This is a genomic window from Streptomyces sp. NPDC007991, assembly GCF_042958445.1.
Lineage (GTDB): Bacteria > Actinomycetota > Actinomycetes > Streptomycetales > Streptomycetaceae > Streptomyces.
Genome location: NZ_JBIBJD010000006.1, coordinates 1 through 14,630, shown reverse-complemented (window position 1 = coordinate 14,630; position 14,630 = coordinate 1). Strand labels below are relative to the sequence as shown.

Below are 14,630 nucleotides of genomic sequence, written 5' to 3'. Positions count from 1 at the left end.
GACGGTGATCCGCGTACTGCTCGCCGACGACCAGTCACTGGTCCGGGCAGGTTTTACGGCGCTGCTCGACGCGCAGCCCGACATCGAGGTGGCCGCTCAGGCCGCCGACGGGGAGGAGGCCGTGCGCGGGATCCGCGAACTGCGGCCCGACGTCGTCCTGATGGACATCCGCATGCCCGTGCTCGACGGCCTGGCCGCCACCCGCCAGGTCACCGGGGACCCGGACCTGAAGGACGTCAAGGTGGTCATGCTCACCACCTTCGAGCTGGACGAGTACGTCTTCGAGGCGATCCGCGCGGGTGCCTCCGGCTTCCTGGTCAAGGACACCGAGCCGGACGAACTCCTGCGCGCCGTACGGGCGGTGGTCGCGGGCGACGCGCTGCTCTCGCCGGGGGTGACGCGCCGCCTGATCGCCGAGTTCGCGGCCCGCTCCAAGGAACCCGCGGCGGCCGGCGCGCTGGCCGGGCTCACCGAGCGGGAGCGGGAGGTGATGGCCCTGGTCGGCATCGGACTGTCCAACGAGGAGATCGCCCGTCGTCTGGTCGTCAGCCCGCTCACCGCGAAGACCCACGTCAGCCGCACGATGGTGAAGCTGGGCGCCCGAGACCGGGCCCAACTGGTCGTGCTCGCCTACGAGTCCGGGCTGGTGCGGCCGGGCTGGCTGGGCTGAGCCGCAGAGCGGAACCGGAGCAGCACACTGACGACCCGGGCCACGAAGAGGACGGGCGTGAGCACCAGCGCGGCGCGCAGCAGCAGACGCTCCGGCGTGTCCGGGAGGTCGAAGAGCAGCGCGGGACCGGCCACGGCCCCGAAGACGACCGCCGCCGCGAAGGCCGCACTGCACAGCGCGTACCCGATCTCGACGGTCATCGCATCGCGTTCGGCCTGCGTACGCCGTCCCCCGTGACTGGTCATACGACGAGTCAAACAGCAGTGTGCCCGGCGGGCAAGGCAGCCCGCCGGGCACACCCGGGAGACGGTCTAGTCGCGCACGGCGACGCGCTCCGCCTCCTGCGGGGTGGCCTCGTCCTTCGGGGCGGACGTGGCGACCACCACGGACGGCTGTTCCCGCCGGGGCCGCAGGCCCGTGAGGGTGATGAGCAGGCCGGCGAGGGCGATGAGCGTCACGACCAGCAGGCCGGGCCGGTAGCTGTCGAGGACGGCCTGCGGGGAGGCGTCGCCCTGCTCGGGGGCGTTCGCGGTCACCACCGCCGTCACCACCGCGAGGAAGATCGCGCCGCCCACCTGGACCGAGGTGTTGAGCAGTCCGGAGACCATGCCCTGCTCGTGCTCGTCGACGCCGTTGGTGCCCTGGACGTTGAGGGACGGGAAGGTCAGCGCGAAGCCGGAGCCGACCAGCAGCATCGTCGGCAGGATCACCGCCGCGTAGACCGGGTCGAGGTCGATGCGCAGGAACAGCACGTAGCCGGTCACCATCAGGGCGAAGCCCAGCACCATCAGCCGGGCCGTGCCGAACCGGTCGATGACGGCCCCCACCTTCGTCGCGGACAGCGCCACCAGCGCGCCCGCCGGCAGGAAGGCCAGGGCCGTGTGCAGCGCCGACCAGCCGAGCAGCTGCTGCATGTAGAGGGTCACCAGGAACTGGAAGCCGATGTAGCTGCCGACGAACGTCAACGCGCCCAGTTGGGCCCGCACTTGCGGCCCCGAACGCAGTACGCCGAGCCGGATCAGCGGGCTGGGACTGCGCCGCTCGACGGCGACGAAGGCCGCCAGCAGGACGGCGACTGCCGCGAAGGACAGGACGGTCCGGGCCGACCCCCAGCCCGCCCCGGGCGCCTCGACGACGGTGAACACGAGCAGCAGCATCGAGGCGGTGCCGAGGACGGCACCCGGGATGTCGTAGCCGCCCCGGCCGCGCTCGCGCTCGGTGCGCGGCAGCAGCTTCAGGCCCACGAACAGGGCGATCAGCGCGATGGGGGCGGGCAGCAGCATCGTGAGCCGCCAACTGGCCTCAGTGAGCAGGCCGGAGAAGACCAGGCCCATCGAATAGCCGGTGGCGCCGCAGGTGGTGTAGATGGCGAGGGCGCGGTTGCGCAACGGGCCTTCGGGGAACGTCGTGGTGATGATCGACAGGCCGGCGGGTGCCGTGAAGGCCGCGCTCAGGCCCTTGACGAAGCGGCTGGCGATGAGCAGCGGACCCGAGTCGACGAGACCGCCGAGCAGCGAGGCCAGCGCGAAGACGCCCAGCGCCACCAGGAAGACCTGGCGCCGGCCCAGCAGGTCGGCGGCGCGTCCGCCGAGCAGTAGCAGGCCGCCGTAGCCGAGGATGTAGCCGCTGACGATCCATTGCAGCGCCGAGGTCGACAGGCCGAGGTCGGCACCGATGGAGGGCAGCGCGACGCCGACCATGGACACGTCCAGGGCGTCCAGGAACATCGCGGCGCAGAGCACCAGCAGGGTGCCCCAGAGCCGGGGAGTCCAACGCCCGTCGGACGTGGGAGCGGTGAGCGGAGAGGTCATGCCCGAGAGATTACATGCGCATGCATGAGATGCAAGCGCATTTAATTCAGCTGCAACGACCCGGGTTCTCTGTTACGGTGCGGCGCATGGCGGCGAAGCAGGCCGAGCAGGCGCTCGTGGAACAGTGGCGCGACATCCTGGCGCTGCATGCGCGAACACAGTGTGAACTCGACCGCGTTCTGCACCAACACGGCCTGTGCGCCAGCGACTTCGAGGTGCTCGACGTCCTGGCCGGGTGCCGTGCGGCGAAGGGCACGCCCTCCTACCGCGTCCAGGAGATCTCCGAGCGGGTCCATCTGAGCCAGAGCGCGCTGTCGCGGCTGATCGCCCGGCTGGAGAAGGAAGGGCTCGTCGAGCGCTGTATGTGTCCGGAGGACCGGCGGGGTGTGCGCGTCGCTCTCACGGCGAAGGGGCGCACGCTGCACGGTGAGGTGCTGCCCGTGCAGCGTGCGGTGCTGGCGCGGATGCTGGCGGAGGACTGAGCCCGGCCGGATCCCCTGAGCCTGGCCAGATCCCATGGGCCCGGCCGGATTCCCTGAGCCCGGTCAGACTCCCGAGGTCTCCCGCCACAGGTCGGCGAGCGCACGGTCGCCCGTGACCGACGGCAGGGGAGCCCGGTTCCACAGCGCCAGGTACAACTGCTCGGCCGGGCCGGACAGTTCGCACTCGGCGTCCCCGGACGCGCCCGGCGTGGTCACGGGCGGCTCGGACGACAGTCGTACGGTCCACACCGCGCCGGTGTCGTCCGTGCGCACGCGCAGGACGCGCGGCTCGGGCGTACGGACCCGGCTCCTGGAGCGGGCGTGGAAGCCGCGCAGCAGTTCGTCGATGCCGTCGGTCGCGAAGTCCGGGGTGACGGCCGTGATGCCGGCTCCGCGCGCGGACTCCGCGTCGACCCGGTGCACCGCCGTCTCATGTGCCTGCCGCCGGGTCCAGAAGGCCAGCGGGGACGGTGCGGGCAGGAAGAACCAGCACTCCACGTCGGGCGACGCGCCGGCCAGCGTGTCGACGAGACGACGGTGACCGTCGCGGTACCAGGCCACGAGCTCCGCGCCGTCCAGGTCCGGGGCGTCGCCCAGCGGACGGCGCTCGGTGTACCCATCGGCGACGTACGACGCGGCCCAGCGGTGCACCGCGCCCGTGTGCCGCAGCAGATCGCGCACGTGCCACTCCGGGCACGTAGGCACCTTGGCGTCGGTCCCCGCCTCCTCGGCGGCCGCGGCCAGCAACCGGCCCTCTGTCTCCAGCGCGTGAAGGAACTCGGCAGTCTCCATGCCGCGAGTCTGCCGTACGGGGCGCGTTCAAGCGCCGGGATTTCCGCGGGGGCGCTACGGCAGCGGTGTGCCGCCCGTGGCGTTGACGATCTCGGCGGTGATGTACGACGCCTCCTGGGAGGCGAGGAAGACGTACGCCGGGGCCATCTCGGCCGGCTGTGCGGGCCGCCCGATGGGCGCCTGCTTGCCGAACTTCCGGGTGTCCGGCATGGTCGCCGGGATGAGCGGCGTCCACACCGGGCCGGGCGCCACGGCGTTGACGCGGACGCCCCTGTCGATCACCATCTGCGCCAGCCCTTGCGTGAAGGTGACGATCGCGCCCTTGGTCGTCGCGTAGTCCAGCAGATGCGGGCTGGGCTTGTAGGCCTGCACCGACGTGGAGTTGATGATGCTGCCGCCCTCCGGGATGTGCGGCAGGGCCAGCTTGCACAGCCAGAACATGCCGTACAGGTTGGTGCGCAGCACCCGGTCGAACTGCTCGGTGGAGATCGCCTCGATGCCGTCCGGCTGCGACATCTGGTACGCCGCGTTGTTCACCAGGACGTCGATCCGGCCGAACTCGGCGACGGCACGGTCGATCAGCGCGCGGCAGTTCTCCTCCTCCCGTACGTCGCACGAGACGGGCACGGCACGCCGCCCGGCATCCTCGACCAGCCGGGCGGTCTCGGCGGCGTCGTCCTTCTCGTCGTCCAGGTGGGTGAAGAGCACGTCGGCTCCCTCCCGGGCGAACGCCAGGGCGACCGCGCGGCCGATCCCGGAGTCCCCGCCGGTGATCACGGCCTTGCGGCCGTCCAGCCGGCCGCTGCCCCGGTAGGACTCCTCGCCGTGGTCCGGGGGCGGGTCCATGGGGCCGGTCCAGCCCGGGTGCGGCTGGTCCTGGGAGGGAAACTCCGGGGTGGGGTGCTTATCGCCGGGGTGCTGTTGATCGGTCACGGGTCTGCCTCCTTGTCCATGGCGTACGGCCCGGTGATCACAACGGACGAGGCCCCGGGTACCCCGATGCCGGGGCGCCGATCACCTGATTGTCCCTCTGGATGTTCGGCAGGCGGGCCCGCCGGATCAGCCCGCCGCGGCGCGCCGTGTTGCGAAACCGATGAGCGCGGCCACGGCGGCCAGGATCGCCACGCTGGTGAGCGCGGCCGGGAGGGAGAACCAGTCCGCCATGAACCCGATGGCGGGCGGTCCCAGCAGCATGCCGCCGTAGCCCAGCGTGGAGGCCGTGGCGACTCCGCCGGGACCGGCGAGCGCGCCCGCGCGTTCCACGGCCACGGGGAAGAGGTTCGCGAGGCCGATGCCCGTGATCGCGTACCCGAGCAGGGCCGCCCACAGGCCGGGGGCGAGCGCGCCGAGCAGCATCCCGGCCGCCGCCGTGGCACCGCCCGCAACGACCGTTCGGGTCCGCCCCAGACGCTCCAGGAGCGTGGTGCCGGTCAGGCGGCCCACCGTCATGGCGAGCGCGAAGCAGGAGTAGCCGACGGCCGCGGCGCCCGGCGAGGCGGCCAGGTCCTCTTCCAGGTGCAGGGCGCCCCAGTCGGCCAGCGCCCCCTCGCCGTACGCGGTACAGCCCGCGATCAGGCCGAAGACGAGCACGAGCCCCCGGGTACGGCCGTCCAGGCGGCGCGGGGCGTCCTGCGCCGGCCGCTCCGGTTCCGGCGGTGCCGGCGGCTCGTGCCGGAGCAGCACGGGGCCCGCCACGGCGGTCACGAGCAGTCCGGTGACGGTGAGCAGCAGCAGGTGCCGGGTGGGGGAGAGGGACCCCGCGACCAGGGCGCCCAGCCCGGCGCCGGCCATGCCGCCCAGGCTGAACGCGGCGTGGAAGCTCGGCATGATCGGCCGCCGCATCGCGGCCACGAGCTCCACGGCGGCGCTGTTGAAGGCGACGTTGATCCCGCCGTACGCGGCGCCGAAGACCAGCAGGACCAGGCCGAGCGCGAGGGCCGAGTGGGTCAGCGGGGGCAGGGCCACGCTGAGGGAGAGCAGCACGGCGCAGGCGACGGTGACCCGGTGGTTGCCGAAGCGGCGGCACAGTCGGCCGGTGAGGATCATCGTGACGACGGCTCCGGCGGAGACGCCCAGGAGGGCGAGGCCCAGGGCGCTGGCGGAGGCGTCGGTCTGTTCCTTGATGGCGGGGATGCGCACGACCCAGCCGGCGAAGACGAAGCCGTCGAGGGCGAAGAAGACGGTGATCGCTGTACGGAGTGTGGTGAGGGAGTTGCCGTCGCCCGGCACGGCACTGTGCGTTCGGGGTTTGTTTATTTGCGGCACAAACTCAGGCTAGGTGGGTGCGGGCACCACGACAAGGTGCGACGCTGGGACGAGAGCCATCCACCGAGGGACCTCGGGAGCGTACATGGGACGTGACGTGCCGGCCCTGGTGTTCACACGGGAGGACCGCCGTCGGTACCGGGCCAAGATGCAGACCGGCCTCGAAGTGCTGGCCCGGATGCTGCGCGAGTCCAGCTTCGAGAGCGAGCGCCCCCGGGTCGGGCTGGAGATCGAGCTCAACCTCGTGGACGACCAGGGGCTGCCCGCGATGCGCAACACCGACGTCCTCCAGGCGATCGCCGAGCCCGCCTGGTCCAGCGAGCTGGGCCGCTTCAACCTGGAGATCGACATCCCGCCGCGGGAACTGACGACCGGCGGCCCCGGTGCCTGGGAGCAGACGATCCGGGACGCCCTGAACCACGCCGAGGACCGCGCCGCGGCCGTGGGCGCCCATCTGATCATGGTCGGCATCCTGCCCACCCTGGACGAGGAGCACGTCAGCGAGTCCGCCCTCTCCGGCGACCCGCGATACCGGCTGCTCAACGAGCAGATCTTCGCGGCGCGCGGGGAGGACCTGCGGATCAGGATCGACGGCGTGGAGCGCCTGTCGACGTACGCCGACACCATCACCCCCGAGGCCGCCTGCACCAGCACTCAGTTCCATCTCCAGGTCGCCCCCAAGCAGTTCGCGGACTACTGGAACGCGGCCCAGGCCATCGCGGGCGTGCAGATCGCCCTCGCGGCGAACTCGCCCTTTCTGTTCGGCAAGGAGCTGTGGCGCGAGACCCGCATCCCCCTGTTCGAGCAGGCCACCGACACCCGCCCGGAGGAGATCAAGGCCCAGGGCGTACGGCCCCGCGTATGGTTCGGGGAGCGGTGGATCACCAGCGTCTTCGACCTCTTCGAGGAGAACGTGCGCTACTTCCCCGCCCTGCTCCCGCTGTGCGAGGACGAGGACCCGCAGCGGGAACTCGACAGCGGCGGCGTTCCGCAACTGGGCGAACTGACCCTGCACAACGGCACGATCTACCGCTGGAACCGCCCCGTCTACGCCGTCACCGACAGCGGCCCGCACCTGCGCATCGAGAACCGGGTGCTGCCCGCCGGCCCCACCGTGGCCGACATCATCGCCAACGGCGCCTTCTACTACGGCCTGACCCGCGCCCTCGTCGACGAGGACCGGCCGGTGTGGACGCGGATGTCCTTCGCGGTCGCCGAGGAGAACCTGCACACCGCGGCCCGCGACGGCATCGACGCCCGCCTGTACTGGCCCGGCGTGGGCGAAGTACCGGTCACGGAACTGGTGTTGCGGCGTCTGCTGCCGCTGGCCCACCGGGGCCTGGAACTGGCCGGCCTGGACGCGGCCTGGCGCGAACCCCTCCTCGGCATCGTGGAGCAGCGCTGTGTCACCGCGCGCAACGGCGCCCTGTGGCAGGCGGAGACGGTCCATCATCTGGAGAAGTCCGGCGTCTCCGACCGCCGGGAGGCGCTCCGGCAGATGACCACCTCGTACATGGACTACATGCACATGAACGCGCCCGCGCACACCTGGCCCGTGGACTGACCGCCGCGACACGGGCGGGTCAGGCGGGGCTTGGGGCGGCCTGGCCTCCCCACTCCTCGGCGGCCGTCAGCGGGACGGGAGCGGGCGGCTGCGCCGACGTCGTCAGCTCGATCCGCCGTCCCTCGGCCGACGAACGCAGCAGCGCGGTCATCGTCTCCAGTACGTGCAGGGCGAGTTCGCCGTTCGCGCGCGGTGCCCGCCGCCCGTCGGCGGCGACGAAGTCCAGCAGCCCGACGCCCCGCGCGCCGTCGACGTAGCCCGCGGACGGCGGGAGCGTGCGCCACTGGTCGTCGCCGAGCCCGAAGAGCCGTACGTCGCCGTCGAAACGGTTCGGATCCGGGACGGCGAGGGTTCCCGCCTCGCCGTGGACCTCGATCGGCGACGCCGTGGTGGCCACCCCGTCGAAACTCGTCGTGATCGTCGTCAGCGTCCCGCCCACGTGCTCCAGCACCCCGGAGACATGGCTGTCCACCTCCACCGGTATCCGCTCGCCCGCACGCGGACCGGAACCGATGACCCGCTCCGCGCGCAGCCGGCTGGACGCCCCCGTCACCGCCCGCACCGGACCCAGCAGGTGAATCAGGGACGCCAGGTAGTACGGTCCCATGTCCAGCAGGGGGCCGCCGCCCTCGGTGTAGTAGAAGTCGGGGTGCGGATGCCAGCGTTCGTGGCCCGCCGTGACCATCACGGCCGAGGCGAACAGGGGGCGTCCGATGCGCCCCGCCGCCACCGCCGCCCGCGCCGTCTGGACCCCGGTGCCCAGCACGGTGTCCGGCGCGCACCCCACCCCGACGCCCGCCCGCGCGGCGGCCGCCATGACGGCGTGGGCGTCGGCGAGCGTGGCGGCGAGCGGCTTCTCCCCGTAGACGTTCTTGCCGTGGCCGATGGCCCCGAGGGCGATCGCGGCGTGCGCCCCGGGGGTGGTGAGGTTCAGCACCGTGTCCACGTCCGGGCTGCCCAGCAGCTCCTCGACGGTCAGCGCCCGGACGCCGGGCAGTTCGGCGGCGACCGCGGCCGACCGGGAGGCGTCGAGGTCGGCGACCGCTGTCACCCGCACGGCGGAGCGGCCGGCGAGCGTGTCCAGGTACGCGCGGGAGATGACGCCGAGCCCTACGACGCCGATGCGGTGCGCGTCGCCCACAGCATGCCCCTCTCGATGATGGTGCGGACGTTGGGGTTCTCCAGCACGTCGACGCTGTGTCCCGGTGTCGTCACCACGATCCGCCCGGCGCCCCACCGGCGGGTCCAGACCGCCGGCGAGGTGACGGGCCGGTGCCAGGGCTCCCACGCCCGGGTGGGGTGCGTGGTGGTGGCCAGGACGTCGATGAGGTCGTCGTGGAGCACCCAGTACTGCTCGGTGTGCAGCTCGAAGTCCTCGATGCCGGCGGTGACGGGATGCTCGCGGCCGGCCTCGGTGAGGGCGATCGTGTGCGGCAGGAAGTTGTCCTCCGCCCCGCCCCGGCGCTCGCACGGCTCCTTGCCAGGGTGCGTGGCGAACTGCCCTCCCACCAGGTGGAGATAGTCCGAGGAGGCGCGGAACGAGTCGGCGATGCCGCCGTGCCAGCCGGTGAACCCGGTGCCGGCGACGACCGCCGAGCTCAGTCCCGCGAGCTGCTCGCGGGTGATCTCCGACATCGTGACGCACTGCACGATCAGGTCGGTGCGGGCCAACTCGGCCGTGTCGGCGTAGACGTCGGTCGACTCCTCGACCCGGACGGCGTATCCGTTGCTCCGCAGGAAGGGCAGGAACAGTTCCGTCGCCTCGACCGGCTGGTGCCCCTCCCAGCCGCCGCGGACCACCAGTGCTCTCTTCTGCGTCATCGTGATCTCACTATGCGCGGGGCGTCCGCGCCGGCGAAAGGGGGCCGGGCCTCACGAAATTTTCGCTGCCGAGGCCCGGGCGCCGACCGTCCAACAGGCCGCAGTGAAGCGGACTTCGGAGCCGTGCACGAAGGGCTCGAAGGCGGGACGCACCGTCTCGACGACCCGGTCGCGGGTCTGCTCGTCCACGTCGGGCAGGTGCATGCCGACCGCACCGAGCCGGGTGAAGTAGCGCACCAGTTCCTTCTCCGGCAGGGTGCAGACCACGTCGACCGGCTGGATGTCGATCCCGGCCCAGCCGCTGTCGGACAGGATCCGCCGGACCTTGTCGGGGTCCGCGAAGGCGAACTGTCCCGGCTCGTCCGGCCTGCGGACGGGCAGGTCCGGGAGCAGCGGCGCGGCGGCGCGCTGGGCCGTCGTCATGAACGGGTTCTCGGCCGGATCACGCCAGACGACGCACCGCAGCGCGGCCCCGTCCCGGGCCGCGCGCCGGAGGTTGGCGAAGGCCCGGACGGGATCGGTGAAGAACATGACGCCGAACCGCGAGATGACGGCGTCGAAGGTGCCCGGTTCGAAGGGGTGGTCCTGGGCGTCCGCGCAGAGGAAGGACGCCGGGACGTCCTCCTGCCCGGCGTACTCCCGGGCGGTGCTGATCATCGCCTCGGAGATGTCGACCCCGACACAGCGGCCGGCCGGGCCGACCCGTCGCGCGACGGCCATGGTGAGGCCGCCCGTACCGCAGCCGACCTCCAGCACGTCCCGCGCCTGTTCGGCGGCGACGGCGTCGACGAGGAGCTCCTCGAAGGGTCTGAACATGTCGTCCAGCACGCCCTTCAGATCGCCCCAGGCGTGACCGGCGCGCCCCTTCCAGCGGGCTGCCTGCTCTTCGTCGGCCCTGCGCGCAGCGTCCATGACTGTCTCTCCTTCTGGTTGCCCTCGGCGTCACCGGGATGACAGCGTTCTACTTCAAGTCGACTTGAAGTCAAGGCAATGACAGGGATGACGGAAAAGACAGAGCTGGACATCGCCGAAGTGGCGCGCCGCGCCGGGGTTCCGGCCTCCACCCTGCGGTTCTACGAGGAGAAGGGGCTGATCTCCCCGACCGGCCGGCGCGGCCTGCGCCGGCAGTACGACCCCGGCGTACTGGAGCGGCTCGCGCTGATCGCGCTGGGGCGGACCGCCGGATTCTCGCTCGACGAGATCGCGCAGATGTTCGCGCCGGACGGGCGGCCGCGGATCGACCGGCGGAAGCTGGCGGCCAAGGCGGACGAACTGGAGCACAGGATCCGCGAACTGGGGGTCCTGCGCGACTCCCTGCGGCATGCCGCCGCGTGCCCCGCGCCGAGCCACCTCGAGTGCCCCACCTTCCGCCGCCTCCTCGACGCGGCGGCCTCCGGCGGTGTCGCGGCGCCCGGCAGGCGGGTTCCGGGCCGCTAGGGCCCTCTTGGTCCAATCGTGGTTCGCGCTTTGCCCGATTCCCCGTGGGCCGTGCCTAGCCTCGACGGCGAACTTCGGGAGGCCGCAGTGCTGAAGACCGTGAAAGGGCAGGCAGCGGGTCTGACGAAAGACCAGCGCAACGCCTTCGTCGCCGCCTATCTCGGCTGGGCGATGGACGCGTTCGACTATTTCCTGGTCGTGCTCGTCTACAGCGAGATAGCCGACGATTTCCATGTCTCCCTGACCGACATGGCCTTCCTCACCACCGCGACGCTGGTGATGCGGCCCGTCGGCGCGCTGCTGTTCGGCATGTGGGCCGACCGGCGCGGCCGACGCGTCCCGCTCATGGTGGACGTCGTCTTCTACTCAATCGTCGGTTTCGCCTGCGCCTTCGCGCCCAACTACACCGTCCTGCTGGTGCTGCGCCTGCTCTACGGCATCGGCATGGGCGGCGAGTGGGGGCTGGGAGCGGCCCTGGCCATGGAGAAGATCCCGACGGCGAGGCGTGGCTTCTGGTCGGGGCTGTTGCAGAGCGGCTACTCGCTGGGGTACCTGCTGGCCGCCGTGGCGTTCTTCGTCATCGAGCCCGTCTTCGGCTGGCGGGGACTGTTCGCCTTCAGTCTGCTGCCCGCGCTGGTCGCCCTGTGGGTGCGCAGCCGGGTGGAGGAGAGCGAGGTGTGGGAGAAGACCGTCCGGCTCAACCGCACCCCCGCGCACCAGGTGTTCAAGAACCCGGCGGTGCTGCGGCGCTTCGTCTACCTGGTCGCGCTGATGACCGCCTTCAACTGGATGTCGCACGGCACGCAGGACATCTACCCGACCTTCGTGAAGAAGGGCCTGGAGCTGTCCGCGAACACCTCGATCGCGATCGCCGTGGTGTACAACATCGGCGCCATGATCGGCGGTGTGCTGCTCGGCGCGTACTCCGAGCGGCTCGGCCGCCGCCGGACGATCATGATCGCGGCGGCCGGGGGCCTGGTCGTGGTGCCGTTCTTCGTGCTGTCCACGACCGTCGGCTGGCTGATGCTGTCGTCCTTCCTGATGCAGGTGTGCGTGCAGGGAGCCTGGGGTGTCATCCCGGCGCATCTGACCGAGATGAGCCCGGACGCCGTCCGGGGCTTCTACCCGGGCGTCACCTACCAGCTCGGCAATCTGATCGCCGCGCTGAACCTGCCGATCCAGGAGGCCATCGCCGAGCGCCACGGGTATCCGTCGGCGATGGCGTGGACCGTTGTGCCCACCCTGGCCGTGGTCATCCTGCTGAGCGCGATGGGTAAGGAGGCCAAGGGCATCCACTTCGGAACCAGCGGCTCGCAGGCCCCGAGCACGGCGGCGACGGGCACGGTCCGGCCCTGACGTCCCGCCCGCGGCGCAGACCGGGCGAGGCCCGAGGCCCCGGCCCCCGCGCAAGCCCCACCCGTCGCCGCCGCGCCGCGGACCCGCCGGTGCGGCGTGCAGGGCCTCCTTGTCCGGCCCTGGCCCTTTCCGCGGACGGCGGACACACCTGGCCGCAGCGCCACGACCTCGAAACCGGCGACGGCCACTGCCTGACCGACAACTCCCGCGACGGCCTCAACCGCGAGTTGTCCTACCCTTCCCTCGCCCAGACACCTCCACCGACGGCAGTCACCCAGCGTCCGAATCCCTCACGCCCCGCGTTTTGGAACAGCACTTCTCCTGCGCTGCATCAGCGCTGTACGAGCGCTAACCGGCCTCCCCCGACAGTTGGATCACCGCTCCCGCCAGGGAGAAGGAGACCGGAAGGGGACACGGCCGCATGGGTACCGTCAGGACACCGCAGCGCAGGGCCATACTCACCGGCGGGCTCGCTGCCACCGCAGCCATGCTCACCGCCTGCTCGTCGAACTCCGACAGCACGAACGGGGGCAAGACGTCGGCCGTGGCCGCGGCCAAGACCCCCGCACCCTCGCCCGCGGCGGGCCCGCGACCAAACTCGTCCCGGGCGGCGTTCGCACGGCTGATGGACGGCAACAAGCGCTGGGTGGACGGAAATCTCCAGAACCCCGACCGCGACCCGAAACGGCGCGAGTCCGTCGCCCAGGCACAGGAGCCCTACGGCGTCATCCTCTCCTGCATCGACTCCCGCGTCCCGCCGGAGCTCGTCTTCGACACGGGCCTCGGCGACCTGTTCGTGATGCGCACCGGCGGGCAGGTCACGGGGCCGCTGGTCACCGGGTCCGTGGAGTACGGGCCGATGACGTCCGGCACCCCGCTGATCGTGGTCCTCGGACACCAGCGCTGCGGTGCGATCAAGGCGGCCTACGAGGCGATGCGCGACGGCAAGAAGCTGCCCGGCAACCTCCAGGCGATCTCCGACGCCCTGCGGCCGGCCTACCGGGAGACCACCCGGCTGAAGCACACCGACCCGGTCGACGCCATGGTGCGGATCCACATCAACCAGACCGCCGCCGAGCTGCGGACCAACAGGGACCTCGCCCCGCTCGTGAAGAAGGGCGACCTGGCCGTGGTCAGCGCCTACTACTCGCTCGACACCGGCCGAGTGGAAGTCCTCAGCGGCGCGCCTTCCGCCTGACCCGTAAGACCACGACGACCGGGTGGGAAAAAACGTTCCACACCCGGTCACGTTATACTTGCGGCGCCCATGAAGGCCACGGTCGTGCCTGGTCGCACGGCTGCAACAGCGAGGGGGTGGACGCCGTTCCGGCACGCCCCGCCCGCATCCAGGACGTCGCGGCCGCCGCCGGCGTCTCGGTGTCCACGGTGTCGAACGTGCTCAACCGGCCCGAGCGCGTGACCGCGCAGACCGCCGAGCGCGTCCGCGTCGCCGTCGCCGCGCTCGACTACGTCCCCCACCCCGGAGCCGCCGGGCTGCGCACCGGGCGCGCCTCGGCCATCGGCCTGGTGCTGCCCGACGTGACCAACTCCTTCTACGCGCGCATCGCCCGGGGCGCCGCGGACGCGGCCTACGACCACGGCTACTCCCTCGTCCTCTGCCACAGCGGAGACGACCCGGAGCGGGAGCAGGGCTACTTCAGCATGCTCGCCGAGCAGCGGGCCGTCGGCGTCGTCGTCGTGCCGCTCAGCGCCGACCCGGGCCGGCTCGCCCGGCTGCGCGAGCGGGGCATCCCGCTCGTCCTGGCCGACCGCGCGATGCCCGACCGGGACGGCTGCTCGGCCTCCGTCGACGACATCGCCGGCGGCCGGATCGCCGTAGCGCACCTCCTCGACCGCGGTGCGCGCGACATCCTGGTCGTCAACGGCGAGCGCGGCATACGCCAGTGCGCCGACCGCTACCAGGGCGCCCGGCAGGCCGTGCGCAGCCGTCGCGAGGCACGGCTGGGCCAGGTCGTTGCGGAGCGGATGACCGTCGCGTACGGCACACGGATCGCGCACGGCCTCGGGGACCTGCCCGACGGGGTCTTCTGCACCAACGACTTCCTCGCGGCGGGCCTGTGTCGCGGGCTGACCGACCGGGGCGTGCGGATCCCCGAGGAGGTCCAGGTGGTCGGCTACGGCGACCTCGACATCGCGACCTTCGGCGCCACCACCCTCACGACGGTCCGGCAGCCGGTCGAGGACCTCGGCCGGGCGGCCGTGGAGATGCTCCTCGACGAGATCGAGGCCCGCGCGGACCACGTCCACGAGACCCGCGTCTTCGCCCCCGGCCTCGTCGTACGCGACTCCACCCGACCGTCCGCCGAAGACTAGGGCCCTAGGTGTTCTGTCCACGGAGGTTGGTGACAGCGATCACTGGAGAGTGATCTTGAACGAGTGAGGGCCTTCCGGGTTCGGTGTGGATTGCGACA

General features: G+C 71.7%; 15 protein-coding genes. 7 read left to right on the top strand and 8 right to left on the bottom strand.

Annotated features, from left to right (window positions below; all coding sequences use genetic code 11):
• Positions 1 to 4: 4 nt before the first annotated feature.
• Positions 5 to 670 carry a response regulator gene (locus ACFZDA_RS17750; protein WP_391081805.1) on the top strand — a complete coding sequence of 222 codons (666 nt, stop codon included), beginning with the start codon at positions 5 to 7 and terminating at the stop codon, positions 668 to 670.
• Here ACFZDA_RS17750 and ACFZDA_RS17745 read toward each other — a convergent pair.
• Both ACFZDA_RS17745 and ACFZDA_RS17740 read right to left on the bottom strand, forming a co-directional pair.
• Positions 631 to 915 carry a DUF6332 family protein gene (locus ACFZDA_RS17745; RefSeq protein WP_391081802.1) on the bottom strand — a complete coding sequence of 95 codons (285 nt, stop codon included), beginning with the start codon at positions 913 to 915 and terminating at the stop codon, positions 631 to 633. The two genes, ACFZDA_RS17750 and ACFZDA_RS17745, sit on opposite strands and share 40 nt — an antisense overlap.
• 66 nt (positions 916 to 981) lie before the next feature.
• A complete protein-coding gene (locus ACFZDA_RS17740; RefSeq protein ID WP_391081799.1) occupies positions 982 to 2,481 on the bottom strand; it encodes an MFS transporter in 1,500 nt (499 codons plus the stop codon).
• 86 nt (positions 2,482 to 2,567) lie between these two features.
• Between ACFZDA_RS17740 and ACFZDA_RS17735 the strand changes: the two genes are divergently transcribed.
• On the top strand, positions 2,568 to 2,963 hold the full coding sequence (locus tag ACFZDA_RS17735) for a MarR family transcriptional regulator (RefSeq protein WP_391081796.1): 396 nt from the start codon (positions 2,568 to 2,570) through the stop codon (positions 2,961 to 2,963).
• Between the two features lie 63 nt (positions 2,964 to 3,026).
• Here the strand turns inward: ACFZDA_RS17735 and ACFZDA_RS17730 are convergent, their stop codons facing one another.
• The 3 genes from ACFZDA_RS17730 to ACFZDA_RS17720 form a co-directional block, all read right to left on the bottom strand.
• Positions 3,027 to 3,755 (bottom strand): maleylpyruvate isomerase family mycothiol-dependent enzyme, encoded by a 729-nt coding sequence (locus ACFZDA_RS17730; RefSeq protein ID WP_391081794.1) that lies wholly within the window; start codon positions 3,753 to 3,755, stop codon positions 3,027 to 3,029.
• 54 nt (positions 3,756 to 3,809) lie between these two features.
• On the bottom strand, positions 3,810 to 4,688 hold the full coding sequence (locus tag ACFZDA_RS17725) for an SDR family oxidoreductase (RefSeq protein ID WP_391081791.1): 879 nt from the start codon (positions 4,686 to 4,688) through the stop codon (positions 3,810 to 3,812).
• Positions 4,689 to 4,814: 126 nt separating this feature from the next.
• The gene (locus ACFZDA_RS17720) at positions 4,815 to 5,984 is read right to left on the bottom strand and encodes an MFS transporter (RefSeq protein ID WP_391081789.1); all 1,170 of its coding nucleotides are present in this window, start codon (positions 5,982 to 5,984) and stop codon (positions 4,815 to 4,817) included.
• 121 nt (positions 5,985 to 6,105) lie between these two features.
• Here ACFZDA_RS17720 and ACFZDA_RS17715 point away from each other — a divergent pair, with 121 nt between their 5' ends.
• Positions 6,106 to 7,584, top strand: a complete 1,479-nt coding sequence (locus ACFZDA_RS17715) for a glutamate--cysteine ligase (protein WP_391081786.1) — start codon at positions 6,106 to 6,108, stop codon at positions 7,582 to 7,584.
• 19 nt (positions 7,585 to 7,603) lie between these two features.
• Here the strand turns inward: ACFZDA_RS17715 and ACFZDA_RS17710 are convergent, their stop codons facing one another.
• Genes ACFZDA_RS17710 through ACFZDA_RS17700 form a run of 3 tightly spaced genes read right to left on the bottom strand, consistent with a single transcriptional unit; the run spans position 7,604 to position 10,317 of the window.
• Positions 7,604 to 8,725, bottom strand: coding sequence for a Gfo/Idh/MocA family oxidoreductase (locus ACFZDA_RS17710; protein WP_391081783.1), 1,122 nt, complete (start codon positions 8,723 to 8,725; stop codon positions 7,604 to 7,606).
• Positions 8,695 to 9,405 carry a ThuA domain-containing protein gene (locus ACFZDA_RS17705; protein WP_391081780.1) on the bottom strand — a complete coding sequence of 237 codons (711 nt, stop codon included), beginning with the start codon at positions 9,403 to 9,405 and terminating at the stop codon, positions 8,695 to 8,697. The genes ACFZDA_RS17710 and ACFZDA_RS17705 overlap by 31 nt, the downstream gene beginning before the upstream one ends.
• Positions 9,406 to 9,456: 51 nt before the next feature.
• A complete protein-coding gene (locus tag ACFZDA_RS17700) occupies positions 9,457 to 10,317 on the bottom strand; it encodes a methyltransferase domain-containing protein (protein WP_391081778.1) in 861 nt (286 codons plus the stop codon).
• Positions 10,318 to 10,404: 87 nt separating this feature from the next.
• Between ACFZDA_RS17700 and ACFZDA_RS17695 the strand changes: the two genes are divergently transcribed.
• From ACFZDA_RS17695 to ACFZDA_RS17680, 4 genes are all read left to right on the top strand, one after another.
• Positions 10,405 to 10,842: a MerR family transcriptional regulator gene (locus ACFZDA_RS17695; protein ID WP_391081775.1), complete on the top strand. Its 438-nt coding sequence runs from the start codon at positions 10,405 to 10,407 to the stop codon at positions 10,840 to 10,842.
• Positions 10,843 to 10,929: 87 nt separating this feature from the next.
• A complete protein-coding gene (locus ACFZDA_RS17690; RefSeq protein WP_391081773.1) occupies positions 10,930 to 12,198 on the top strand; it encodes an MFS transporter in 1,269 nt (422 codons plus the stop codon).
• A gap of 421 nt (positions 12,199 to 12,619) precedes the next feature.
• Positions 12,620 to 13,396, top strand: coding sequence for a carbonic anhydrase (locus ACFZDA_RS17685; RefSeq protein ID WP_391081770.1), 777 nt, complete (start codon positions 12,620 to 12,622; stop codon positions 13,394 to 13,396).
• A 116-nt stretch (positions 13,397 to 13,512) separates the two neighbouring features.
• Positions 13,513 to 14,532 carry a substrate-binding domain-containing protein gene (locus ACFZDA_RS17680; RefSeq protein ID WP_391081767.1) on the top strand — a complete coding sequence of 340 codons (1,020 nt, stop codon included), beginning with the start codon at positions 13,513 to 13,515 and terminating at the stop codon, positions 14,530 to 14,532.
• Positions 14,533 to 14,630 lie beyond the last annotated feature (98 nt).